17 protein-coding genes are annotated in these 21,797 nt (G+C 65.3%); 6 read left to right on the top strand and 11 right to left on the bottom strand.

Features of this window, described 5'->3' with window-relative positions:
- Positions 1 to 85: 85 nt before the first annotated feature.
- Entirely contained in the window at positions 86 to 1,468 is a 1,383-nt protein-coding gene (gene radA, locus IFT63_RS02505; RefSeq protein WP_057509205.1) for a DNA repair protein RadA, read from the bottom strand.
- A 163-nt stretch (positions 1,469 to 1,631) separates the two neighbouring features.
- On the opposite strand from radA, the gene IFT63_RS02500 reads away from it, so the two are divergent.
- A complete protein-coding gene (locus IFT63_RS02500; RefSeq protein ID WP_192083155.1) occupies positions 1,632 to 3,689 on the top strand; it encodes a bifunctional diguanylate cyclase/phosphodiesterase in 2,058 nt (685 codons plus the stop codon).
- Positions 3,690 to 3,932: 243 nt separating this feature from the next.
- On the opposite strand, the gene cyoD is transcribed toward IFT63_RS02500, so the two are convergent.
- From cyoD to IFT63_RS02470, 6 genes are all read right to left on the bottom strand, one after another.
- Positions 3,933 to 4,277: a cytochrome o ubiquinol oxidase subunit IV gene (cyoD, locus tag IFT63_RS02495; RefSeq protein WP_042613166.1), complete on the bottom strand. Its 345-nt coding sequence runs from the start codon at positions 4,275 to 4,277 to the stop codon at positions 3,933 to 3,935.
- Positions 4,277 to 4,915 carry a cytochrome o ubiquinol oxidase subunit III gene (gene cyoC / locus IFT63_RS02490; protein WP_192083154.1) on the bottom strand — a complete coding sequence of 213 codons (639 nt, stop codon included), beginning with the start codon at positions 4,913 to 4,915 and terminating at the stop codon, positions 4,277 to 4,279. Before cyoC ends, cyoD begins: the two co-directional genes overlap by 1 nt.
- Entirely contained in the window at positions 4,912 to 6,909 is a 1,998-nt protein-coding gene (cyoB, locus tag IFT63_RS02485; protein ID WP_192083153.1) for a cytochrome o ubiquinol oxidase subunit I, read from the bottom strand. Before cyoB ends, cyoC begins: the two co-directional genes overlap by 4 nt.
- Before the next feature lie 2 nt (positions 6,910 to 6,911).
- Positions 6,912 to 7,958, bottom strand: a complete 1,047-nt coding sequence (cyoA, locus tag IFT63_RS02480; RefSeq protein WP_101100241.1) for a ubiquinol oxidase subunit II — start codon at positions 7,956 to 7,958, stop codon at positions 6,912 to 6,914.
- Between the two features lie 612 nt (positions 7,959 to 8,570).
- A complete protein-coding gene (locus IFT63_RS02475; RefSeq protein ID WP_192083152.1) occupies positions 8,571 to 10,193 on the bottom strand; it encodes a lactate permease LctP family transporter in 1,623 nt (540 codons plus the stop codon).
- Positions 10,194 to 10,253: 60 nt separating this feature from the next.
- Positions 10,254 to 11,258, bottom strand: coding sequence for a 2-hydroxyacid dehydrogenase (locus tag IFT63_RS02470; protein WP_192083151.1), 1,005 nt, complete (start codon positions 11,256 to 11,258; stop codon positions 10,254 to 10,256).
- A 95-nt stretch (positions 11,259 to 11,353) separates the two neighbouring features.
- Here IFT63_RS02470 and IFT63_RS02465 point away from each other — a divergent pair, with 95 nt between their 5' ends.
- The 5 genes from IFT63_RS02465 (at position 11,354) to IFT63_RS02445 (ending at position 14,977) form a co-directional block, all read left to right on the top strand.
- Complete coding sequence (locus IFT63_RS02465) at positions 11,354 to 11,701, top strand: hypothetical protein (RefSeq protein WP_192083150.1); 348 nt, start codon at positions 11,354 to 11,356, stop codon at positions 11,699 to 11,701.
- 326 nt (positions 11,702 to 12,027) lie between these two features.
- Positions 12,028 to 12,444, top strand: a complete 417-nt coding sequence (locus IFT63_RS02460; RefSeq protein WP_192083149.1) for a hypothetical protein — start codon at positions 12,028 to 12,030, stop codon at positions 12,442 to 12,444.
- Positions 12,445 to 12,506: 62 nt separating this feature from the next.
- On the top strand, positions 12,507 to 12,743 hold the full coding sequence (locus IFT63_RS02455; protein WP_042613185.1) for a hypothetical protein: 237 nt from the start codon (positions 12,507 to 12,509) through the stop codon (positions 12,741 to 12,743).
- A gap of 111 nt (positions 12,744 to 12,854) precedes the next feature.
- Positions 12,855 to 13,670, top strand: coding sequence for an alpha/beta hydrolase (locus tag IFT63_RS02450; protein ID WP_249404319.1), 816 nt, complete (start codon positions 12,855 to 12,857; stop codon positions 13,668 to 13,670).
- 2 nt (positions 13,671 to 13,672) lie between these two features.
- A complete protein-coding gene (locus IFT63_RS02445) occupies positions 13,673 to 14,977 on the top strand; it encodes a sensor domain-containing diguanylate cyclase (RefSeq protein ID WP_249404318.1) in 1,305 nt (434 codons plus the stop codon).
- A 39-nt stretch (positions 14,978 to 15,016) separates the two neighbouring features.
- On the opposite strand, the gene IFT63_RS02440 is transcribed toward IFT63_RS02445, so the two are convergent.
- The 4 genes from IFT63_RS02440 to IFT63_RS02425 all read right to left on the bottom strand — a co-directional run bounded on the left by IFT63_RS02440 (position 15,017) and on the right by IFT63_RS02425 (position 21,796).
- Positions 15,017 to 15,985: a DUF1684 domain-containing protein gene (locus tag IFT63_RS02440; RefSeq protein WP_192083148.1), complete on the bottom strand. Its 969-nt coding sequence runs from the start codon at positions 15,983 to 15,985 to the stop codon at positions 15,017 to 15,019.
- A 5-nt stretch (positions 15,986 to 15,990) separates the two neighbouring features.
- Positions 15,991 to 19,005: a TonB-dependent receptor gene (locus IFT63_RS02435; RefSeq protein ID WP_192083147.1), complete on the bottom strand. Its 3,015-nt coding sequence runs from the start codon at positions 19,003 to 19,005 to the stop codon at positions 15,991 to 15,993.
- Between the two features lie 54 nt (positions 19,006 to 19,059).
- A complete protein-coding gene (locus IFT63_RS02430) occupies positions 19,060 to 20,262 on the bottom strand; it encodes an OsmC family protein (protein ID WP_192083146.1) in 1,203 nt (400 codons plus the stop codon).
- A 115-nt stretch (positions 20,263 to 20,377) separates the two neighbouring features.
- Positions 20,378 to 21,796: an ATP-binding protein gene (locus IFT63_RS02425; RefSeq protein ID WP_192083145.1), complete on the bottom strand. Its 1,419-nt coding sequence runs from the start codon at positions 21,794 to 21,796 to the stop codon at positions 20,378 to 20,380.
- Position 21,797: the final 1 nt, after the last annotated feature.

Here is a 21,797-nt window from a genome sequence, read left to right as displayed (position 1 = left end):
ATCCGGTAGCGCCGAGCCATGCTCGGCGGACACGCCGATATCGTTTGCAGCAGCAAAAGCCGCCGAGCATGGCTCGGCGCTACCGCTACTGTGCAGCCGCTTCCAGCGCTTCGGACAGGCGCTCCACCGCGATCACTTCCATGCCCTTCACCGTGCCGCCCTTGGGCGCGTTGGCCTTGGGTACGATGGCGCGCTTGAAGCCATGGGTGGCCGCTTCGCGCAGGCGGTCTTCGCCATTCGGTACCGGGCGGATCTCGCCGGACAAGCCCACTTCGCCGAAGGCGATGGTCTTCTCCGCCAAGGCGCGATCCTGCAGCGAGGAAAGCACCGCCAGCAGCACCGGCAGATCGGCTGCGGTCTCCTGCACGCGGATACCGCCGACCACGTTGACGAACACGTCCTGGTCGCCGACCAGCACCCCGCCATGGCGATGCAGCACCGCCAGCAGCATCGCCAGCCGGTTCTGTTCCAGGCCCACCGCCACGCGGCGCGGATTGGACAGCGGCGAGGCATCCACCAGCGCCTGCACTTCCACCAGCAACGGCCGCGTGCCCTCGCGGGTGACCATCACGCAGGAGCCCGGCTGCCGCGTGCTGCCGCCGGACAGGAAGATCGCCGAAGGGTTGGAGACCTCTTTCAGGCCCTTGTCGCCCATCGCGAACACGCCCAGTTCGTTGACCGCACCGAAGCGGTTCTTGAACGCGCGCAGCAGGCGGAAACGGCTGCCACTCTCGCCTTCGAAATACAGCACCGCATCGACCATGTGCTCCAGCACGCGCGGGCCGGCGATACCGCCTTCCTTGGTGACATGGCCGACCAGGAACACGGCGGTGCCGGTCTCCTTGGCAAATCGCACCAACCGCGCGGCGCTTTCGCGGACCTGGCTGACCGAGCCGGGGGCGGCGGTCAGCGATTCGGTCCACAGGGTCTGGATGGAGTCGGCCACGATCAGCCGCGGCTTGGCTTTGCCGGCGTGCTGCAGGATGGTTTCCACGCAGGTTTCGGCCAGCGCGTTGACGCCCTCCAGCGGCAGCTCCAGCCGGTGCGCGCGGCCGGCCACCTGGGCCAGTGACTCTTCGCCGGTGACATAGAGCACCGGCAGTTCGGCGGCCATGAGCGCCACCGCCTGCAGCAGCAGGGTCGACTTGCCGATGCCCGGATCACCGCCAACCAGCACCACCGCGCCCTCCACCAGGCCACCACCGAGCACCCGGTCGAACTCGCCGATGCGGGTGGTGACACGGATGTGGTCGGTCTGCGCCACGTCCTTCAGGGCGGTGACCTTGGGCGGATCGATCTTGCCGGCCCAGCCGCTGCGACGTGAGGCCGGCGCACCGGCCGCCGCCGCGCTTTCCACGACGATTTCCGACAGCGTGTCCCAGGCCTTGCACTCGGTGCACTGGCCCTGCCATTTGCTGTAGTCGGCGCCACATTCGCTGCAGACGTAGGCGGTGCGGCTCTTGGCCATGATCATTCCGGTTGCGCGTTGGATGGCGAGCATAGCCGAGCCCCGTCGCAACCGCTGCGACCGCCCCCCCGCGGGCAGCGTGATGCTCCACTCAGGTTCAGCGCAGACCGGCCGATACCATGTGCGCCGCCATGCGCGCCCTCCCCCATTCCAAGGACTCTCCATGACTGGCAGCTACAGCCAGAGCCTCGTCTTTTTCTCGTTGTTGGTGGCCGTATTGGCCTCCTACACGGCACTGGACATGGCAGGCCGACTGGCCACGGCGCAAGGGCGCGTGGCGCGCTGGTGGCTGGCCGGCGGCGCGGCGGCGATGGGATTGGGCATCTGGTCGATGCATTTCATCGGCATGCTGGCCTTCAAGCTGCCGATCCCGATCGGCTACGACCTGGCCGTCACCGTGTACTCGCTGGCGGTATCGGTGGGCGCCTCGGCGTATGCGCTGTGGCTGGTCTCGCGTCCGCAGCTGCCCACCCGCCGCCTGTTCGCCGGTGCGCTGCTGATGGGCCTGGGCATCGCCGCGATGCATTACCTGGGCATGGCCGCGATGCGCATGCAGCCGGGCATCGATTACGACCCGCTGTGGTTCATCGCCTCCATCCTGATTGCCATCGGCGCGGCCGGCGCAGCGCTGTGGATCGCCTTCCGCCTGCGCATCGAAGGCCGCAATACCCGCCGCCTGCGCGGCGCCGCGTCGCTGGTGATGGGCCTTGCCATCGTCGGCATGCACTACACCGGCATGGCCGCCGCACGCTTCCCGCTGGGCAGCCTGTGCGGGGCGGTGATCGACGGTGGCATCGACGCGCAATGGCTGGCGGTGCTGGTCATCGTCACCACGCTGGGCACCATCGGCATCGCGCTGGTGGCCTCGCTGTTCGACCGCCAGATGCGCGAACGCACCGGCCTGCTGGCCGAGTCGCTGGAACGCGCCAATGACAAGCTGCTGCAGGCTGCGCTGCACGATCCGCTGACCCAGCTGCCAAACCGTTCGCTGCTGCAGGATCGCATCGAGCAGGCCATCGAAAAAGCACGCCGGCGCAACCACGCCGTGGCAGTGATGTTCTGTGATCTGGACGGCTTCAAGACCGTCAACGATGCCTACGGCCACCAGCTCGGCGACCGACTGCTGGTGAAGGTGAGCCAGCGCATCGGCTCCCTGCTGCGCCCGCAGGACACACTGGCACGCCTGGGTGGCGACGAGTTCGTGATCGTGCTGCCCATCGACGAACCCGACGATGCGATGGTGGTGGCCGAACGCATCATCGCGGCCGTGGCCGAACCCTTCCTGATCGAGGCGGCCGAACTGCAGGTTACCGCCAGCCTGGGTGTTGCGCTGTATCCGGACGATGCGGCAGACGAACGCGAGCTGATGGCCAACGCCGATGCCGCGATGTACCACACCAAGCAGGAAGGGCGGAACGGCTACACCTTCTTTACCCCGTCCATGCAGGTCAGCGCCAACCGCCAGCTGCGGCTGCTGCAGGACCTGCGCAAGGCCACCGGACGCGGCGAGCTGCTGCTGCACTACCAGCCCAAATTTGTCGCCGCCGGCGCCCCTGCGGTGGGCGCTGAAGCGCTGCTGCGCTGGCAGCACCCGGAGCTGGGCATGCTGGCGCCGGACATCTTCATTCCGATCGCCGAGCGCAGCGGCTTGATCCTGCCGATTGGCGACTGGGTACTGGACCAGGCATGCGCGCAGCTGCGGGCATGGCATGACGCCGGCAATCCGCACTGGACGATGGCGGTGAACCTGTCGCCGCTGCAGTTCGCCGCGGCCGGCCTGGTGGAAACGGTAAAGGAAACGCTGGAACGGCATGGTCTGGAGGCCAGCCGGCTGACGCTGGAGATCACCGAAACCACGGCGATGAAGAACGTGGAAACCAGCCTGCAGATCCTCAACGCGCTGACCGCGCTGGGCGTGCGGATCTCGATCGATGACTTCGGCACCGGCTACTCCAGCCTGCTGTACCTCAAGCGCATGCCGGCCACCGAATTGAAGATCGACCGCGCCTTCGTACGCGACCTGGAAGACAACGCCGAGGATGCAGCCATCGTGTCCTCGATCGTGGCACTGGGTCGTTCGCTGCAGTTCAACGTGGTGGCCGAAGGCGTGGAAACCGCCGGCCAGCGCGACTACCTCAGCAGCCTGGGCTGCGACCAGCTGCAGGGCTATCACCTGGGCCGCCCGATGGCCCCGGACGAGTTCCTGCGCAAGGTCGCCTGAGGGTAGTGACGGCCGCTGGCCGTCAACACCCATCACGGTAGTGACGGCCGCTGGCCGTCAACACGAGAAACCCATGACGGCCAGCGCCCGTCACTACCGGGGCAATGCGCCCAACCCATGACGGCCAGCGGCCGTCACTACCGGGGCAATGCGTCCAACCCATGACGGCCAGCGGCCGTCACTACCCAGCAAAAAGGCCACCCTGGGGGTGGCCTTTTCGTTTGCGGCAACGTCGCGAAGACGTCAGTGCATCATGTGCACGTTCATGTTGTGCATGACCCACAGGGTGCCGGCGACGATGATGCCGATCACCACGACGGTGAACACCGCCGCATTGACGTTCCAGCGGCTTTCCGACGAGCGGTCCAGGTGCAGGAAGAACACCAGGTGGACCAGCATCTGCAGCACCGCGGAGACCGCGATCACCACGCCGCTGACGGTGCGGGAGAAATCACCCGACATCACCACCCAGAACGGGATGACGGTCAGGATCACCGCCAGCACGAAGCCGATCAGGTACGACTTGACGCTGCCGTGGCTTTCGCCGCCGGCGCCGTGGCCATGGTCGTGTGCGTTGTCATGTGCCATTACAGCGCTCCATTGAGGTAGACGACGGAGAACACGCCGATCCAGATCAGGTCCAGGAAGTGCCAGAACAGGCTCAGGCACGCGAGGCGGGTCTTGTTGGTCGGGGTCAGGCCGTTCTGCTTGACCTGGATGAACATCACCAGCAGCCACAGCAGGCCAGCGCTCACGTGCAGGCCGTGGGTACCCACCAAGGCGAAGAACGCCGACAGGAAAGCACTGCGGTCCGGACCGTAACCCTGGTGGATCAGGTGGTTGAACTCCCAGACTTCCATGCACATGAAGCCGAAGCCCAGCAGCCAGGTGATGCCCAGCCACAGGTACAGCTGGCCGACCTTGTTCTTGTGCATGGCGATCATGCCCAGGCCGAAGGTCAGCGAGGAGGTCAGCAGCAGCGCGGTTTCCCACGCAACGAACGGCAGCTCGAACAGATCGCCCGGGCCGGGGCCGCCGTCGGTACCACCGACCAGCACCACGTAGGTGGCAAACAGCGAAGCGAAGATGAGGCAATCGCTCATCAGGTACACCCAGAAACCGAAGACGGTGTTGCCGCCGGTGTCGTGGTGCTCGTGCTCGTCATGGCCATGGGCCGCCGCTTGCGCGGCGTGCCCGTGGTTCACGGTTGGGGTATGGGTGCTCATGCCTTCAGCTCCGACTTGACCAGGCCCTGGGCAACCAGGTGCTTGCGGTGTTCGTTTTCGATGCGCTCCACTTCGGCGGCCGGGACCCAGTAGTCCACGTCCTTGTCGAAGGTGCGGTAGATGAACGTGCCAATCATGCCGACCAGGCCGATGATGGCCAGCCACCAGATGTGCCAGATCATCGCAAAGCCGAACACCATGCTGAAGGCACCGATCACCACGCCCGTGCCGGTGTTGCGCGGCATGTGGATGTCGGAGTACTTGGCCGGCTTCGGCCAGGCTTCACCACGCTGCTTGCGCGCCCAGAAATCGTCCAGCTCGGTGACCTGCGGCAGCGTACCGAAGTTGTAGAAGGCCGGCGGCGAAGAGGTTTCCCACTCCAGCGTACGGGCATCCCACGGATCGCCGGTCAGGTCCATGTTCTTCTTGCGGTCGCGGACCGACACGAAGATCTGGATGACCTGGCACAGGATGCCGGCGCCGACGATGAAGGCACCACCTGCAGCGATCAGCAGCAGCGGCTCGTAGGCCGGGTTGACGGTGCTCTGCAGGCGACGGGTCATGCCCATGAAGCCCAGCACGTACATCGGCATGAAGGTCACGTAGAAGCCGATGAACCAGCACCAGAAGGCGCACTTGCCCCAGAACTCATTGAGCTTGTAGCCGAACATCTTCGGCCACCAGTAGGTGATGCCCGCGAACATGCCGAACACCACACCGCCGATGATCACGTTGTGGAAGTGAGCGATCAGGAACAGGCTGTTGTGCAGCACGAAGTCGATGGCCGGGATCGCCAGCATCACGCCGGTCATGCCGCCAATGACGAAGGTGATCATGAAGCCGATGGTCCACAGCACCGGGGAGGTGAAGTGCACGCGACCGCGGAACATGGTGAACAGCCAGTTGAAGATCTTCACGCCGGTGGGGATGGAGATGATCATCGTCGTTATGCCGAAGAAGGCATTGACGTTGGCACCCGAGCCCATGGTGAAGAAGTGGTGCAGCCACACGATGAAGGACAGCACGCCGATGGCGGCCGTGGCGTACACCATGCCCTTGTAACCGAACAGCGCCTTGCGCGAGAACGTGGCGATCACTTCGGAGAACACGCCGAAGGCCGGCAGCACCAGGATATAGACTTCCGGGTGGCCCCAGATCCAGATCAGGTTGATGTACAGCATGGCGTTGCCGCCACCGTCATTGGTGAAGAAATGCGTGCCCAGGTAACGGTCCAGGGTCAGCAGCACCAGGGTGATGGTCAGCACCGGGAAGGCGGCGACGATCAGGATGTTGGTGATCAGCGCGGTCCAGGTGAAGATCGGCATCTGCATCAGCTTCATGCTGGGCGTGCGCATCTTCAGGATGGTAATGAAGAAGTTGATGCCGCTCAGCGTGGTGCCCAGGCCTGCGACCTGTAGTCCCCATATGTAGTAGTCCATGCCGACGCTTGGACTGTACTCGATGCCGGACAAGGGCGGGAATGCCAGCCAGCCGGTGGCGGCGAACTCACCGATCCACAGCGACAGCATGATCAGCACCGCACCGGACACGAACAGCCAGAAGCTGAGCGAGTTCACGAACGGGAACGCGACGTCGCGCGCACCGATCTGCAGCGGCACGGCCAGGTTCATCAGGCCGGTGATCAGCGGCATCGCCACGAAGAAGATCATGATCACGCCGTGGGCGGTGAAGATCTGGTCGTAGTGGTGCGGCGGCAGGTAACCCTCGGACCCGCCGACGGCGATGGCCTGCTGGGTACGCATCATGATGGCGTCGGAGAAACCGCGCAGCAGCATGACGAAGGCGACGATGAGATACATCACGCCGATCTTCTTGTGATCCACCGAGGTGAACCACTCCTTCCACAGATAACCCCACAGCTTGAACTTGGTGATCAGGGCGACAACGCCCAGGCCACCAAGGATCGCGCCGATCAACGTCGTCAGGACGATCGGATCGTGGGGGATCGACTCAATAGAGAGTTTACCCAGCATGTTCATTCTCCCGAGCCCTCGTGGCCGGCGTGGCCCGCGTGCTCGTCGTGGTTGGTGTTGGCGTCGAGGTTCTCGCCAGACGCCTTGGACTCGTGGTCGTCCATCGGCGCATGGCCCTCATGGTCTTCCTGCGAGCCCGCGTCGGCCGCCGCAGCACCGGCATGGGCGTGCTTCATGCCGTAGTGCTTGTTGTCACCCATGTGCTTGGCGATGACCCAGTCGAACAGGCCTTCTTCCACCTGACCGTAGTAGGTCACCGGATGCCAGTCGGAGTTGCGCTCTTCGCCCAACGCACGGAAGGTGTCCTTGTTCAGGCTGTTGCCCTGCTCGGCACGCACCTGGTCCACCCACGCGCGGTACTCCGGCTCGGTGACCGAATGGGCGGTGAAATGCATCTTGGCGAAGCCGGCACCGCTGTAGTGCGAGGACATGCCCGGGAACTCACCGGTCTCATTGGCGATCAGGTGGAGCTTGGTCTCCATCGCGGCCATCGAGTAGATCATGCTGCCCAGATGCGGGATGAAGAACGCATTCATCACGGTATCGGAGGTGATCTTGAAGTTCAGCGGGGTGTTGACCGGGAACTTGATCTCGTTGACCACGGCGATCTTTTCTTCCGGGTAGACGAACAGCCACTTCCAGTCGAGCGAGATGGCCTCGATCACGACCGGCTTGACGTCCGATTCAATCGGGCGATACGGGTCCAGCGCGTGGGAAGACCGCCAGGTCAGCACGGCCAGCACCAGCACGATCATGCAGGGGATCGACCAGACCACCACTTCGATCGCGGTGGAATGCGACCAGTTCGGCTCGTAACGGGCCTTGGTGTTGGAAGCGCGATACTTCCAGGCGAACGTCAGGGTCATGATGATGACCGGGACGACGACCAGCAGCATCAGCACGACAGCCGTGATCAGCAGGGTCTTCTCATCCTGGCCGATCTGGCCCTTCGGGTTCAGGATGGCCGTGTTGCAGCCGGTGAGGAACACCGCCAGTGCGAACAGCAGGCCCGGACGCAAGAAGCGTCCAAGGGTTTTCAACGGAATCATCGGTCGATCCAATTGCGAGGGAATGCCACCCCGCCCTGCCCAGTCCGGCAAAAGCCGGCCCGACCTGTCAGGAATCGACGGGTTCGGAGAACGGGGGAAGAGTCAGCCTTTCAAGTTTAGGCCGTCACTGCCCATTTAAGAAAGCCATTGACATTGATCTGACGCAGTTTTCGACGTTTTCGGCCTGCGACACGTTGTCGCAGCCGCCTGTCGCAGGGCGCAGGTCGCCCGAAAAAAGCACCCCATGGATGCCGACCGCCGCCCTTGTGCGCGACGACTGCCGCTCTGGTGGGTGACGACCGTTGGTCGTCACGCTCTTCCCCCAGGCACCCTACCCCTTGCCCCCAAGCAGGGCAACCAACCAGATGAAAAAAAATACGGCGGATGGGCATGACCCCATGCAGACGCCCCCCCTGTGAGGACGAGGACGCCACACTTCCGCCGTTGCCCAATGACAGGCTGAAACGGTGGCGACGCCCTCGAGAGAAGGGGCCGCCACCGGCCGGAGGAGCTGCGTCCAGCACGTTCATCGTGTGGCCTGACGTCATCGCCGTACATGAGAAAAATTGCGAAATGCGTGCTTTTCGGCCGCCAAGGCGCGTGGGTGCCCCCCTACCCCAGCAACACCGACAGCCCCCACGTGCACAGGCATACATAAGCCAGCAGACCCAGGCTGATGCCCAGCGTGGTGCGCATGATCGCCGACTCCTGCCCCACCAGCTTGACCGCTGCGGCGGCGATGGCGATCGACTGCGGGGACACCAGCTTGGCCATCACCCCGCCGGCCGTGTTGGCCGCCACCAGCAGGGCTTCGGGCACCCCGATCTGGGCGGCGGTGACCGCCTGCAGATGGGCGAACAGGGTATTGCTGTTGACCACCGAGCCGGTGATGAACACGCCCATCCAGCCGATCACCGGCGACAGCAACGGGAACACGCCGCCGGTCTGCGCCAGCGCCAGCCCGATGGTGGACGAGGCGCCGGAGTAATTGGTGATGTAGGCCACCGCCATCACCAGCGACACCGTGGCCAGCGGCTTCCACATCTCCCGGCCGGCCTGTGCCAGCTCCTCCCCGGCCATGCGCAGGTTGAGCCGGGGCGACAGCACCACGGTCAGCACGGCAGCCACCAGGATGGCGGTACCTGAAGCATTCAACCAGCCGACATTCCACACCGCCGGCAGCGTATGCACGTTTTCCACCAGCGGCGGCAACTCCTGCACGCGGCCATCCAGCAGACGGATCGGAAGGTGCAGCACGGTGCTGCCCAGCGCACCGCCGGCGGCGAACAGCGCCTTGAACGCCGGCAGGCTCCACAGCAGGATGGCGCCGGTAAGAATGTAGAACGGCGACCACGCCAGCAGCACCTCCTTCAAGGTGTAGCGCTGCACCGGCCCCGGCGGCGTATCCGCTTCACGGTAGATGCGGCGGGGCCGCCAGACCTGCATGAAGCCGGCCAGTGCGGCCATCGCCGCCAGCGGTCCGATGATGTCCACCAGTTCCGGCCCCAGCAGATACAGCACCGCCGTCTGCACGCCACTGAATACCCCGCCCACCACCAGCAGCACCGGCCAGGTCTCGCGCACACCGCGCCAGCCATCCAGCATCAGCACCAGGATCGCCGGGGACAGCAGCGCGATCACCTGCACCAGCGCCATCAGCATCAGCGACATCGCATCCAGGCTGACCCCGCCCTGCTGCGCGCCCACCAGCACCGGGATGCCGATCGCCCCGTACGCACCGGCCGCGCCGTTGGCCAGCAGGCACAGCATGGCCGCCTTCAACGGGCGGAAACCCAGCTCCACCAGCAACGCGGCGCAGATGGCGATCGGCACGCCGAAGCCGGCCGCGCCCTCCAGGAAGCCACCAAAGCAGAACGCGATCAGCAGCACCTGGATGCGCTGGTCTTCGGAGATGGTCGCGATGCTGCCGCGGATCACCTCGAACTTGCCGCTGCGGATGGCGAGTTTGTACAACCACAGGGCCATCAGCACGATGAAACTGATCGGGAACACGCCGTTGGCGATGCCCAGCAGCCCGGCCCCGGCGATGGTGCCGGCCGGCATGCCGAATACCAGGGCAGAAACCAGCGCGGACACCACCACCGCCAGCAACGCGGCGGTCAGCCCTTTCAAGCGCAGCACGGTCAATGCCAGCAGGAATACCAGCACCGGCAAGGCGGCCAGCAGCGCCGACAGATTGGGGTTACCCAGCGGATCGTAGTTCTGTTGCCACATGGCCCGCCTTCCTATGGTGGTGCCGGGCATGCCCGGCGGGTGCGCGCATGAAGACCGTTGTTACGCCTTGGCTACCTTGTTGGGACAGTCGGTGCCGGCAGCGAAATGCTGGAGATTCCCCAGCGTGGTCTCGGCGATTTCCTGCAGCGCCTCGGCGGTGAAAAACCCCTGGTGGCCGGTCACCAGCACATTGGGGAAAGTCATCAGGCGCTGGAACACATCGTCGTCGATGATCTGTCCGGAACGGTCCTGGAAGAACAGCGCGCTTTCCTGCTCGTACACATCGACGGCCAGGTGACCGAGCTGCCGCGACTTCAGCGCGCGGATCACCGCATCGGTATCCACCAGCCCGCCGCGCGAGGTATTGACCAGCATCGCGCCGGGCTTCATCAGCGCCAGTGAATCATCGTTGATCAGGTGCTTGGTGTCGGCCGTCAGCGGGCAGTGCAGCGAGACGATATCCGAACGTGCCAGCAGCTCCTGCAACGGCACGAACTGGCCCAACCCGGCGAAGTCCGGTGACGGATAAGGGTCATGGCCGAGCACGATGCAGCCCATGCCGTGCAGGATGCGCGCGGTCGCCAGACCGATCTTTCCAGTGCCGACGATACCCGCGGTCTTGCCATGCAGGGTGCGGCCGAGCAGTCCCTCAAGCATGAAGTTGCCCTCGCGCACCCGGTTGTACGCCCGGTGGGTCTGGCGGTTCAGCGTCATGATCAACGCCAGCGTGTGCTCGGCGACGGCCTCGGGCGAATAGGCGGGCACGCGCGCGACAAAGAACCCCAGGCCTTCGGCGCTGGCGAGGTCGACATTATTGAAACCGGCGCAGCGCAGCAGCACCGCGCGCACCCCCATTCCATGCAATGCCTGCAGCACTGGAGCGTCCAGACGGTCGTTGACGAACACACAGACCGCGTCGCAATCCTGCGCCAGAGTGGCCGTGTGGACGTCCAGCGTGGCGTCGTAATACTGGAACTCGACCCCGTTGGCCGCCCCTCCCTGCTGATTGGCTTCATCCAACGAGCGGCGGTCATAGGGGCGTGCGCTGAAAACGGCGACTTTCATACAGGACTTCCTTCCCCATGACGTTTTGCGGACTGTAACAGGCGCGAGGGTCGCCCGGCGCTACACTGTCGGTCAACCGCCCATGAGGCCCCGCCATGTTGCTCATGTCACGCATCGTCCGCTGGACGACCTCCCCTGCGGGCAAGCGCACGCTGTTCCTGCTGACCACGGTGTTCGCGCTGCTGATGGCCTGCAATCCGGAGTTGCTGCCGCTGCTGCCGGTGGTGGATGCGCTGGGCCTGGACGTGCTGGCGATGCTGCTGGGGGCGCAGATGCTGGCGACCTTGCCGTGGCTGCGCGGCCATGCGGGGCCGGCGCTTGGCGTGGCGCGGCGGGCGCTGGCGGGCATCGCGGCGGGCGCGATGGGCGGCTACCTGCGGCAGCTGGCATTCGGTGTGGGTCGGCTGGGATCCGGTGCACTTTTCCCGGCACGCGCGGGCTGATACCGACGCACCGGACGACGGACGCCGCCTGCTTTTGAAGATCCGCCCATGTACGCGTGGGGCAATGGCTGTTGGGATGGCCGTGCTGATGACGAAGAGCATCAGTCGGGATTGCCATCCTGTTTGAGACATTGACAACTTTGCTCTGTTTTGCCCTTTGGGCACGGCGGAGAATGCACTGCATTGCCCGTGGATTCCATGGCGGGCGATGTGGGGGATCCCTGATCCGCCGGCTTTTTTGTCAATGTTCACCGGTATGGCAACCCGCATCGCCTGCCACCTTGCGCGCACGCGCAGGTGGCCTCACGCCTTGCGAAGGACGACCGATGGATCCGAAGCATCCGCTCAGTGCCAAACGTCTGCACGCCCTGTTGGGCGACAGAATGCTCGACTTCCCGCCCCACTTCATTGAACGACTCGAGCGAAGGCTGGAAGAGTACGAAACCTCGCGCGCCCGTGGCGAAAGCGTGGTGCATCTGCGGCTGGTCGCCGATAACGTCGAGAACGCCTTACAGAACACGCCGAAGCAACACGAGGAAAGCGCCTACGCCAGCCGCGTCGCCGTGCCGATGCGAACCCTGCAAGGACTGGCCTGCGTGCTGGACCTGCTGCATGCCGCCTACACGGTCCGCATCAATGGCATCACCAACAGCGGCATCAGCGAACGGCACGTTGAGGGCCTGCTCCTTGCCGGACAGGCACTGGTCAGTGACGCCGCGCAGACAGCGTGGAGGAGCCAATGAGCCCTGGCGGCAACGGAAGTCCGGGGCATCGTCCGCCCCGCAACATGGATCCGGCCTGGCAGATGGCGGAACATCTGGACTCCCGCCTGCGCCTGCAGGACTGCGACGAAGCGAGCATCGCGCGCGCCCTGCTGCTGATGTCCGAACTGCACGGCATGAGCCGCGTCGCCCGCGCCTGCGGGATGCGCAGCGACGCCATGCGCCGGCAACTGGATGGCACGCGACCGCTGTATTTCGAGACGGTGCTTGGGGTGAGCCGGGCGTTGGGGGTGCAGTTGAGGGCGGAAGCAGGACAGTAACCGGCCGCCCTGCGCCAAGGTGCCGCCCGCGGCCGGGTGTATCCCCCCTACCCCGCAGGTGTAATGGACCCTCGCCCCAACGTGGCCTACTATCGCGGGTTACGAAACGCCATGGGTACCTTGTTCGTGGAAAGTTTTGACAGATTCAACGGCCACCGCAGCGGTGCAGGCAAGCCCATCGCGGTCCTTTCGCATGGCTTTGGCACCGACCAGAACGCCTGGTCTGCCCTGCGTCCTTGGTTCGAACAACGGTTCGATGTCATTTCATTCGATCTCGCCGGCTGCGGTCCCCGTGGTACGGAAACCTACGACTTCGAACGGCACGGTTCGTTGGCCGGCTATGCCGATGATCTTCTGGATATCCTGGACGAGCAGGACGTGCAGAGCTGCACCTATATCGGGCACTCCATGAGCGGGATGATCGGCGCCCTTGCCTCCATCGCGCGGCCGGAGCTGTTCGAGCGCATGGTGCTCATCGGGGCGTCGCCGCGTTATCTTGACGACGACGGTTACACCGGTGGGTTCAAGCCGGATGACCTGGAAAAGCTGTTCGACAGCATGAGCGCGAATTACCAGGCCTGGGTCGCCGGCTTCGCCCCGATGGTGGTCGGCGTGGATGACCGCGAGGTCATCGCCGATTTTTCCAACGCCTTGTTCCGGATGCGTCCGGATATCGCGCTGAATACCTCCCGCACCATTTTCACTTCAGATGTCCGGGCACTGGCGGCACAGGTTTCGCGCCCGGTGCACCTGATCCAGACCTCGGTCGACGTCGCCGTGCCGGTGGCCGTCGGTCAGTGGCTGGCCGAGGCCATCGAGGGGGCAACTCTCGACATCATCGAGGCCTCCGGCCACCTTCCGCACATGACCGCACCCGATGAAGTGACCCGAATACTCGAACAGCGACTGGATCGGACGGCGCGCTGAACATGGCCGACAGCAATGCCCTGGTCAGCCTGAGCCAGTTTGCACGTAGCGCCTCCGGCGCCGACCTGGCAATCGTGGTTGAAGTGCAGACCGACGGGCGCGTCGCATGGTCTACCGGCTTTCCCGTGACCTCGTTCTCCGGCTTCAATCTCGCGCGCAGTGGCGTGCTGGAGCACGCCTGGAATGATCAGCCGGTGGACGCCTCGCGCTTCCGCCTGCCAACAGCTGTTCTCACCGCGCTGGGCGGCCCTGCGGCCAGCGTGCTGTTCATCCCCGCGCCGTCGGACGACGCCCCATCGAGCGGCCTGCTGCTGCTCTGGAAGCCCGGTGCCAGCCCCGACCCGCCCCCTGCCTCGATGGCATTGCTTGGCCCCAGTGTGGCGCAGCTTCTTTCGGCGCGACGCGGCGCGGTGCATGACATCGTCGTGCGCAACCAGTTCATCGACCTGGTGGAAAGTGTTCCGGCCGGTATCGTGCTGTTCGACGGCGACGGCCTGGGGACGGTCATCAACCAGCGTGCGGCCGAATTGCTGGGGCAGAAGCCTGGCAAGCACCGGGCAGCGGATCTCGTCGGCCCCATGCGCGCCCTGCGGCAGCGCTGCGACAACCATGCCGAACTGGAACAGGCATACGCCGCGCAGGTGGGCAACCTCAACTTCGCCACCACCCTGAACTGGGTGATGGGCGAGCGCACCTTCGAGGTGGATACCCATCCGGTGCGCGGCGATGGGGAGCAGGGCCGCATCTGGCTGTTCACCGACATCACCGCGGACCTGCTGATGGCGGCCGAACTGCGGCGCCTGGCTTCGTCGGACCCGTTGACCGGCGTGCCCAATCGACGGCATTTCGAAGAGCGCTCCGCGCAGATCATCGCCGCCCGCGAGGCCACCGGACGCTCGGTGGCGGTGCTGATGCTGGACGTCGATCATTTCAAGAAGATCAACGACACCCACGGCCACCCGATCGGCGATGAAGTGCTGAAGGTGGTCGCCCGCCGCTGTCGCGAGGCGCTGCGTGAGCGTGACCTGTTCGCGCGCTTTGGCGGGGAGGAGTTCATCGCGCTGCTGGCGGCACCGACTGCCGATGAAGTACCCGCCACCGCCGAACGCCTGCGCAACGCGATTTCCGGCGCGCCGGTGCACGTGGGCGGCCTTCGCATCGATGTAACGGCCAGCGTGGGCGGCGCCATGGGCGAGGCCCTGCCGGGCAGCGATGCGAGGCTGCTGGAAGACCTGGTGGCGCGCGCAGATGAAGCGCTTTATGAGGCGAAGGCCAACGGCCGCAACCGGGTGCGGATCAGCCGTTGATCACTCGTGTGCCGCCGACCATGGGTCGGCGCTACCAGGTCAGTGCTGCGCCAGGGCGTATTTCTTCTCGCCCGCCAGCACCGCCAGCCGCACGCGTTCACCGCTGGCGTCCTGCTGGGCCAAGCGGTTTTCCGGTGGCGGCAACGGGCAGGTAGCGAAGTCCGTATAGGCGCACGGCGGGTTGTAGGCGCGATTGAAATCCAGCGTGACCGTGCCGTCTGCCGCGACCGCATCGGTGCGCAGGTAGCGCCCCACCCCGTAAGTCTGGCGGCTGGTGGTCTGGTCCTGGAACATCAGGTTCAAGCTTTTCGTCGGGTCGCCGAGGGCTTCCAACCGCCACTCGCGCCCTTCTTTCTCGAACACCACGTAGCCCGGGTTCGGAGTATCCGCGACCTCGCCGAGCACGTTCACGATCGGCAGCGTCCTGCCGGCCGGGTGCGGCACGAACCGCGCCTGCACGCGCCAGCTTTCCTCGGCCGGGAAGAAGTCCAGGCCACCGAAATGCAGGCGCGCCGGTGCATCGGCATGCCGCACCCGCAGTGCCAGCCGCTGCCCGCGCTTGATCGCGGTGATCTGCCCCTTGCCCTCGTCATAGGACAGCTTGGTGCCCCCGCCCTTCCCTTCTGGTTCCAGCCGCACCTCTCCCTCCACCGGCTTGCCATCGGAGGTCATCTGCGCCCCCTCGACCGGCCTGACGTATAGGCCATCGGCGCGCTGCTCCAGCTGGGCCAGGCGGTCCGGTGCGATCGCCAGGCGGATGGTATTGCCTTCAGCACCGCCCACACTCTGCGTTCCGGGTTCGATCCAGTGCAGTCCGATCAGGCTGGTCCACCCATCGGGCTTGCCCAGGTCCGCGGCACGTTCATGCACCCACTCGGCGTGTTCGTTCTTGAATTCAAGCGCTGCAGTCGCCGCTGCGGAAGTCTCCGGCGCAGGTTTATCCTGCGGGCTGCATGCAACCGCAAGCAGGGTGACAACAAGTACTGAGGCAAGCGTGTGCGTCTTCATGCAGGTCACCAGTTTTTGGAAATACCGAGGTGGACGTAGCGTCCGTAGGTTTCGTGCAACGCGCTCAGGTAGTTGCCGGTGGCGTTCAGCGGCGGCTCTTCGTTGAACAGGTTTCGCGCCCCCACTTCCACTGCCGTTCCCTTCAGGCGTCCTGTGTTGAAATCCTTCTTGACCGACAACGCGCAGCGCTGGGTGGAGCCGACCACGAACGGCGTGCGGTCGGAGTAGGCCCCGGCGGTCACGCTGTCGATGTAGTCGTCGCGCAGGCGGACCGTCCAGTCCTGCAGGTTCCAGATCAAGGTCGCGCTGGCCCGCCATTCCGGCTTGGCCCCATTGATGCCGACCTCGTTGGCCGCGCCCAGGTCCGGCGCGATGATGTTCAACTGGCCATTGGCAATCGCGGCGGCCACCTGCTGCACCTCGGCAGGCTTCTGCTGGGTGTATTCCTTGAGCTGGCTGACACTGAGCAGGAACGCGAAATTTCCCCACGCCGTCTCGCGCAGGCGCCAGGTGAAGTTGTAGTCCACGCCCGATGCGGTGAGCGGCCGACGATTCTGATAGCGGTTGTACACGTGCGTCACCACGCCCGCAGGCGCAAGACCCGAGCCCGCAAACAACGCGGTATCTTCTGCCGTCACCGCCGCACGCACCACATTCGGGTTGCTGCTGCCCTCCACCACGCGCAGATACGCGTCGTACAACAGCTCCTCGCCCAAGGTATTGATCGGATTCTCTACCTGCACCCGCCAGGCATCCACGCTCAGGCTGATCGACCCCAGGGCGTCCGGCAGGATCTGCGGCTCGAACACCGCGCCCCATGACGACTGCCGGGTGGTCTCCGGCTTCACGTCGTCGCCGTAGGAGGTCACCGCGCTCACCGACGGCTTGACCGACGAACCACTGCTGTAGGCATTCAAGCAGGCGCTGTAGTCGGGCTGCGCACCTTTGATGATCAGCGCGTGGCAGCGGATCGCATCGTTGTTGAAGCCGAACCCGTAGGTTGGCGGGGAGTTCACCAGTTCCAGTCCCGGTGCGCGGAAACCGCCGCTGACCGAGCCGCGCAGCAACAGGCTGTCATTTACTTTCCACGCCGCCGCCAGCTTCGGCTTGGCCACCTTGCCGGCATCGCTGTAGTCCTCCCAGCGGCCCGCAAGCTGCAGGTCCAGTGACTGCACCAGCGGTATGCCCTGCGCGGGCGAAACCAGCGGCACGGCGAGTTCGATCAGCGCCGATTTTACGTTGCGGCTGCCGCGGACATCGGGCCGGGGGCTATGGGTGAAGAAGTTGCTGGCCGCGACCGTACCGGTATACCAGTCCGTATAGGGACGACTGCCATCGATGTTCTCGTCGCGGTCATCCTCGCGGCTCTCGTAGCGGTACTCAACACCCGCCGCCAGGCCGATGTCACCGGCGTACCAGGTAAACAGATCGGACCGGTTGATCTTGAAATCCCACAGCGCCAGCCCCGTGGTGCCTTCGCGGGTGGCTTCGCCAATGAACGCTGAGGTGTCGTAGGGCGTGGCGTCGCCCAGCCGGATGCTGGCCGGATCACCGCCACTGAAGGGGTTGTAGGCACCGGCATCGGTACGGTTCACCGCCGTAATGAAGGCATCGGTCAGCCCGCCCTGTTGCGTGTCGGTACTGCGTGCACGCGAGTACAGCAGCGCGGTCTCCCAGTTCCAGCCACCGTCGGTCCAGCCGCGCACGCCGAGCAGCACGCGCGACTGATCGTTATCCACCTTGACCCGGCGGATACCCGAATCAGCGAACTGGTAGTTGAGCAGCCGGATCGCATCGGCGCCGCGCAAGGCATCCGGCACCCAATAGGCGTCCGGCCGGATATGCAGCAGGAAGCCGTCACCGCCGAAGCCCGACTCGCTGCTCACCCAGGATTCGGAGGTCGCCCGGTAGTACCCCAGCTCACCGAACAGCTGCAGGTTGTCGGTGGCATCGAAGCGTCCACTAGCGAAAACATTCCCCTTGTTGATGGCCGGTGCCGAGGTGATGCCCGGCTCGGCCGCTGAATCGTAGTGATAGCGCGTCGGTACCGCGCCGGACACCAGCGCGCCGCTGGCGGGATCGACGTGCCAGCTGCCTGTGCGCCGGCTGCCGGCATAGGTATCAAAGTGACCCCACGGCGTTCGTGTGCTGAAGCCCGAGGTGCCGTCTGGATCCGGCACGCTGGTGCCATCGCCGAGGGGACGGCGGCCATCGGTGGCGGTGAACCACGCATCTGAATTTCGCTGCGCCGTGCGCTTGGAAACCCCATACAGCACCGAGATATTGCCGCGCCCCTGCGCGAAATCACTGCCGAAATACCCGTCCAGCGAGATGTCTTCGCGATGGCCATCGGCCACCTTGCCGTAGTTCAGCTTGATTCCCCCGCCACTGGGCAGGTTGCTCGGCGTCACCAGGTCGACCACGCCCGCCACGGCATCGGACCCGTAGATGGACGCCGCGCCATCCAGCAGCAGGTTGACCCGCTCCAGGCCGAAGGTCGGAATGGCATTGGCGTTGTAGGTCGTATCGTCACCGCTGTTGCTGATCGGGTGCTGCACCGTGCGTCGGCCGTTGACCAGCAGCAACGTGTACTTGGCGCCCAGATTGCGCAGGTTGATGGAGCCCACGTCACCGCGCGCGACATTGGAGTTTCGCCCTGCGTTGGTGGTGCCTTTCTCGCTGACAGCGACATCACCGAACTGCGGCAGGCTGCGGAACAACTCGTTACCGTTGGTCGCCCCCGTGGCGTCGATCTGTTCCCGATCCACCGCGACCACCGGCAGCGCGGCCTGCGCGCCACCCCCGGCGATCTGCGAGCCCAGCACCGACACCTTGTCCAGCAGGCGGGCATTCGAACCCGGTGACTGCGCAGCCGCCGCGTTCGTTTCCTCGGCGGCGTACGCTGCCGGCGCAAGCAGGGTGCACAACGCGAAGGCCAACCGACCGCGACGAGGACGGGGGCCATGCAGCGCATGCCATGGGCGTTTCGCGGTCAACGGCGAAGGGAGGGTGCGACTCATCGAATATCCCCAGAGGATGGCTGAAGGGCACTGCCGGATGGATCGCGGCGTGCGTTATCGCGCTTGGTTCGTCGCTTCGGCGTAGGCACCGCGGACGATGCTGCCTTCGAGCTTCTGCTCGTCCTTGACCAGGTTGTAGAGCGGGCACGTCGCCTCGACCGACTGGCGCAGCGCGTCGATCTCCTGTTCCGATGCAGGCGATTCAATCCGCACCCTGTAACGGATGTCGCTGTAGCGGGCCGGCGATCGGATGTTGCTGGCGAAACGCGGGCTCAGCTGACCATCGACCGTGAGCTCCAGCGAATCCAACAGCACATTCCGTGCGGCGGCCTGCACCTCGAAAATGTGGGTCAGGCAGGTACCGGTCACGCCCAACAGGTGTTCCTCCACCGTCGGGGCCAGTCCATAGCCGAGCAGGCCGGGCGCGCTGTCGTGCAGCTGCTGGTGATAACCGTCCTTGCCCAGGAACACCCGGCGCAGGCCGGTGCGTGGCTCGACATGGGCGCGCGCCACGAGGGTTTGCGGCTCTGCCGGGTTGTCCTTGCCCGAGGCCGGCTTGGCCTGCCTGGCCAGCACTGCCGGACGCTTTTCCTCGGTGATGAAATCGCGCAGACCGGGCGGCAGCGTGGGGTCGCGCACCGCATCGCTATGGATGTACTCGACTTCGGCATGGCTGACCTGCTGAGGCCGCGTTACCAGGTCGATGGCCGAGGATTTTTCGTGCACCGCGCGCTTCAGCGCCTGCAGCTGCGCGGCGGTGGCAGGCGAATCGATGTACGCCACATAGGAGAGGTTGTTCGGGTACGCCAGGCTCTCGCTCTTGCGTTCGGGAATGCTGGTGAACACCACGTCCAGCGCATCCAGCGGGACATTCTGCTCGGCCGCCTGCACGATGTACTCATCGGCAACCGAGCTGGCCAGCGTGCCGACCAGCGAATCCCAGGAACCGGCGCCCAGGTTGTAGCCGGCGTAGTTGCGGCCGCTATCGCTGATGTACTGGAATTCGCCCGTGGGCCCGATGCGCAGGCGACGTACGCCGGAGCGGCTTTCGGCCGTGACCTTGGCGTGGATCGCGGTGGGCGCGGCAGGCTGCGCGGACTGCGCCTGGATGGCTTCGCGCTTGGCGGCCAGATAGCTACGCAGGGGAGAGCCCCCTTCCGCCGCTGAGGAAACGAGCGGCGCGGCCAGCAGCAGCATGGCAGACAAGGTTGTCGCGCCGAACACCTTGAACGGCGACGCGGAACGGGCGGTGGACATGGGCGGGCGGACTCCGTGGGTGACCGTGAACGAAGGCCCACTGTTTCACGTCACGTCGCCGCGCTTAAATAACCGTTGGCAATTCCGATATTCGTGCGCAGGGATCAGGATCCGCTCACGCGGCGCAGCCTGCAGACCGCACGAAGCGCAGGCGGAAGGTGGCGCCGCGGCCCGGCGTACTTTCAACTGCGATGCTGCCGCCTTGGCTGGACATGAGGTCGCGCGCCATGGCCAGCCCAAGGCCGGTACCCTGCCCGGCCGGCTTGCTGGTGACGAAGGGTTCGAAGATCGCATCCTGCAGTTCGGCCGCGATTCCCGGGCCCGAATCGCTGCAGACCAGCCAGACTTCATTGGCGGTGCCATGCGCCACCAGCTGGACGTCTCCCGTCCCGCGCATCGCGTCGTCCGCGTTGCTCAACAGATTCAGCAAGATCAGCCCCAACTGATCCCGATCGAACTCCACCCACAGCCCTGCCGGGATGTCTGTATGTACCCGCACGCCCGGTGACACCGTCTGTCGCAGCAGCGGCGCCAGCTCTTCCACCACCTCGCGCAGTTCGTGGCGCTCGATCACCGGATCATTCTGCCGGCTGAACGTCAGCAGCCGTCGGCTCAGAGCATCGGCCCTGCGCACGGCGCTCTCGGCGCCTGCAAGCGAGCCCGCCACTTTCTCCGCGGTCTGGCCGCGCTTTGCCTGCTGCACATACCCCAGGATCAGCGACAACAGGTGGTTGAAATCATGGTTCAGCCCTGCCGCCAAGCGTGCCACGGCTTCGATTTTGCGGGCATGTACCAGCTGTTGCTCCACCTTGCGCCGCTGCTCCACCGCCCCCTGCAGCCGCACGTAGGCCTCGTTCGCCTCGCGCCCCTTCGCCCTCGCTTCGGCCAGGCTCTGTCGCAGTGCCGAGCTGGCGCGATCAAGCACCACGGCGATAAGCAGGAAGATCGCCCCGCTGATGAGCCCATCGACAACCAGCGCTGCCGAGCCATCGGCAGACCATTCAGACCAGACCCCCAGACCGAACGCGATCCAGATGGCCGCCGTGACGCCCCACAACGCAGCACGGCCGACGACCAGGGCTGCAATGACCATGCAGACGGTCAGCACCGGCTGTTCGAAGCGCTGGGCGCCGAACCCACTGCCGGCATAGGACAGGCATACCGACACTGCGAAAACGGCCAGCAGCTGATAGGCCGCCCAGCGGAAGTGCCCCATCCGGACCAGGACGAACCCGCTCAGCGCGACGACGCTCAACAGCAGGCTCAAGGCCATGCTGCCGACTTCTCCCTCGCGCCACGGCACGTCCATGGCAAACGCCCGGTAGGCCCACGCAAGCGGCGGCAGCCCTCCCAGCAGGAGCAGGACCAACTGCAGCATCGGTGCGTTGCGCAGGTCCACCGGATCGGCCACGGGCACGTTCCGCAGCCACCGGACGGGCTGGGCCAGCACGGAAAGCGTGCCGCGCCCGATGGATTGCCGGGCAGCATCGCCGCGTTCGTTGGAGGGTTCGTGCCCGGGTGACGTGGTCTGCATG

The sequence above is a fragment of the Stenotrophomonas sp. CFBP 13724 genome, from assembly GCF_014841975.1.
Lineage (GTDB): Bacteria > Pseudomonadota > Gammaproteobacteria > Xanthomonadales > Xanthomonadaceae > Stenotrophomonas > Stenotrophomonas lacuserhaii.
This window is presented reverse-complemented; position numbering and strand designations above follow the sequence as displayed.

Excerpts from the sequence above, each read along its gene's own strand:
- radA (WP_057509205.1), bottom strand. The coding sequence starts at position 1,468 with ATGGCCAAGAGCCGCACCGCCTACGTCTGCAGCGAATGTGGCGCCGAC.
- IFT63_RS02500 (WP_192083155.1), top strand. The coding sequence starts at position 1,632 with ATGACTGGCAGCTACAGCCAGAGCCTCGTCTTTTTCTCGTTGTTGGTG.
- cyoD (WP_042613166.1), bottom strand. The coding sequence starts at position 4,277 with ATGGCACATGACAACGCACACGACCATGGCCACGGCGCCGGCGGCGAA.
- cyoC (WP_192083154.1), bottom strand. The coding sequence starts at position 4,915 with ATGAGCACCCATACCCCAACCGTGAACCACGGGCACGCCGCGCAAGCG.
- cyoB (WP_192083153.1), bottom strand. The coding sequence starts at position 6,909 with ATGCTGGGTAAACTCTCTATTGAGTCGATCCCCCACGATCCGATCGTC.
- cyoA (WP_101100241.1), bottom strand. The coding sequence starts at position 7,958 with ATGATTCCGTTGAAAACCCTTGGACGCTTCTTGCGTCCGGGCCTGCTG.
- IFT63_RS02475 (WP_192083152.1), bottom strand. The coding sequence starts at position 10,193 with ATGTGGCAACAGAACTACGATCCGCTGGGTAACCCCAATCTGTCGGCG.
- IFT63_RS02470 (WP_192083151.1), bottom strand. The coding sequence starts at position 11,258 with ATGAAAGTCGCCGTTTTCAGCGCACGCCCCTATGACCGCCGCTCGTTG.
- IFT63_RS02465 (WP_192083150.1), top strand. The coding sequence starts at position 11,354 with ATGTTGCTCATGTCACGCATCGTCCGCTGGACGACCTCCCCTGCGGGC.
- IFT63_RS02460 (WP_192083149.1), top strand. The coding sequence starts at position 12,028 with ATGGATCCGAAGCATCCGCTCAGTGCCAAACGTCTGCACGCCCTGTTG.
- IFT63_RS02455 (WP_042613185.1), top strand. The coding sequence starts at position 12,507 with ATGGCGGAACATCTGGACTCCCGCCTGCGCCTGCAGGACTGCGACGAA.
- IFT63_RS02450 (WP_249404319.1), top strand. The coding sequence starts at position 12,855 with ATGGGTACCTTGTTCGTGGAAAGTTTTGACAGATTCAACGGCCACCGC.
- IFT63_RS02445 (WP_249404318.1), top strand. The coding sequence starts at position 13,673 with ATGGCCGACAGCAATGCCCTGGTCAGCCTGAGCCAGTTTGCACGTAGC.
- IFT63_RS02440 (WP_192083148.1), bottom strand. The coding sequence starts at position 15,985 with ATGAAGACGCACACGCTTGCCTCAGTACTTGTTGTCACCCTGCTTGCG.
- IFT63_RS02435 (WP_192083147.1), bottom strand. The coding sequence starts at position 19,005 with ATGAGTCGCACCCTCCCTTCGCCGTTGACCGCGAAACGCCCATGGCAT.
- IFT63_RS02430 (WP_192083146.1), bottom strand. The coding sequence starts at position 20,262 with ATGTCCACCGCCCGTTCCGCGTCGCCGTTCAAGGTGTTCGGCGCGACA.
- IFT63_RS02425 (WP_192083145.1), bottom strand. The coding sequence starts at position 21,796 with ATGCAGACCACGTCACCCGGGCACGAACCCTCCAACGAACGCGGCGAT.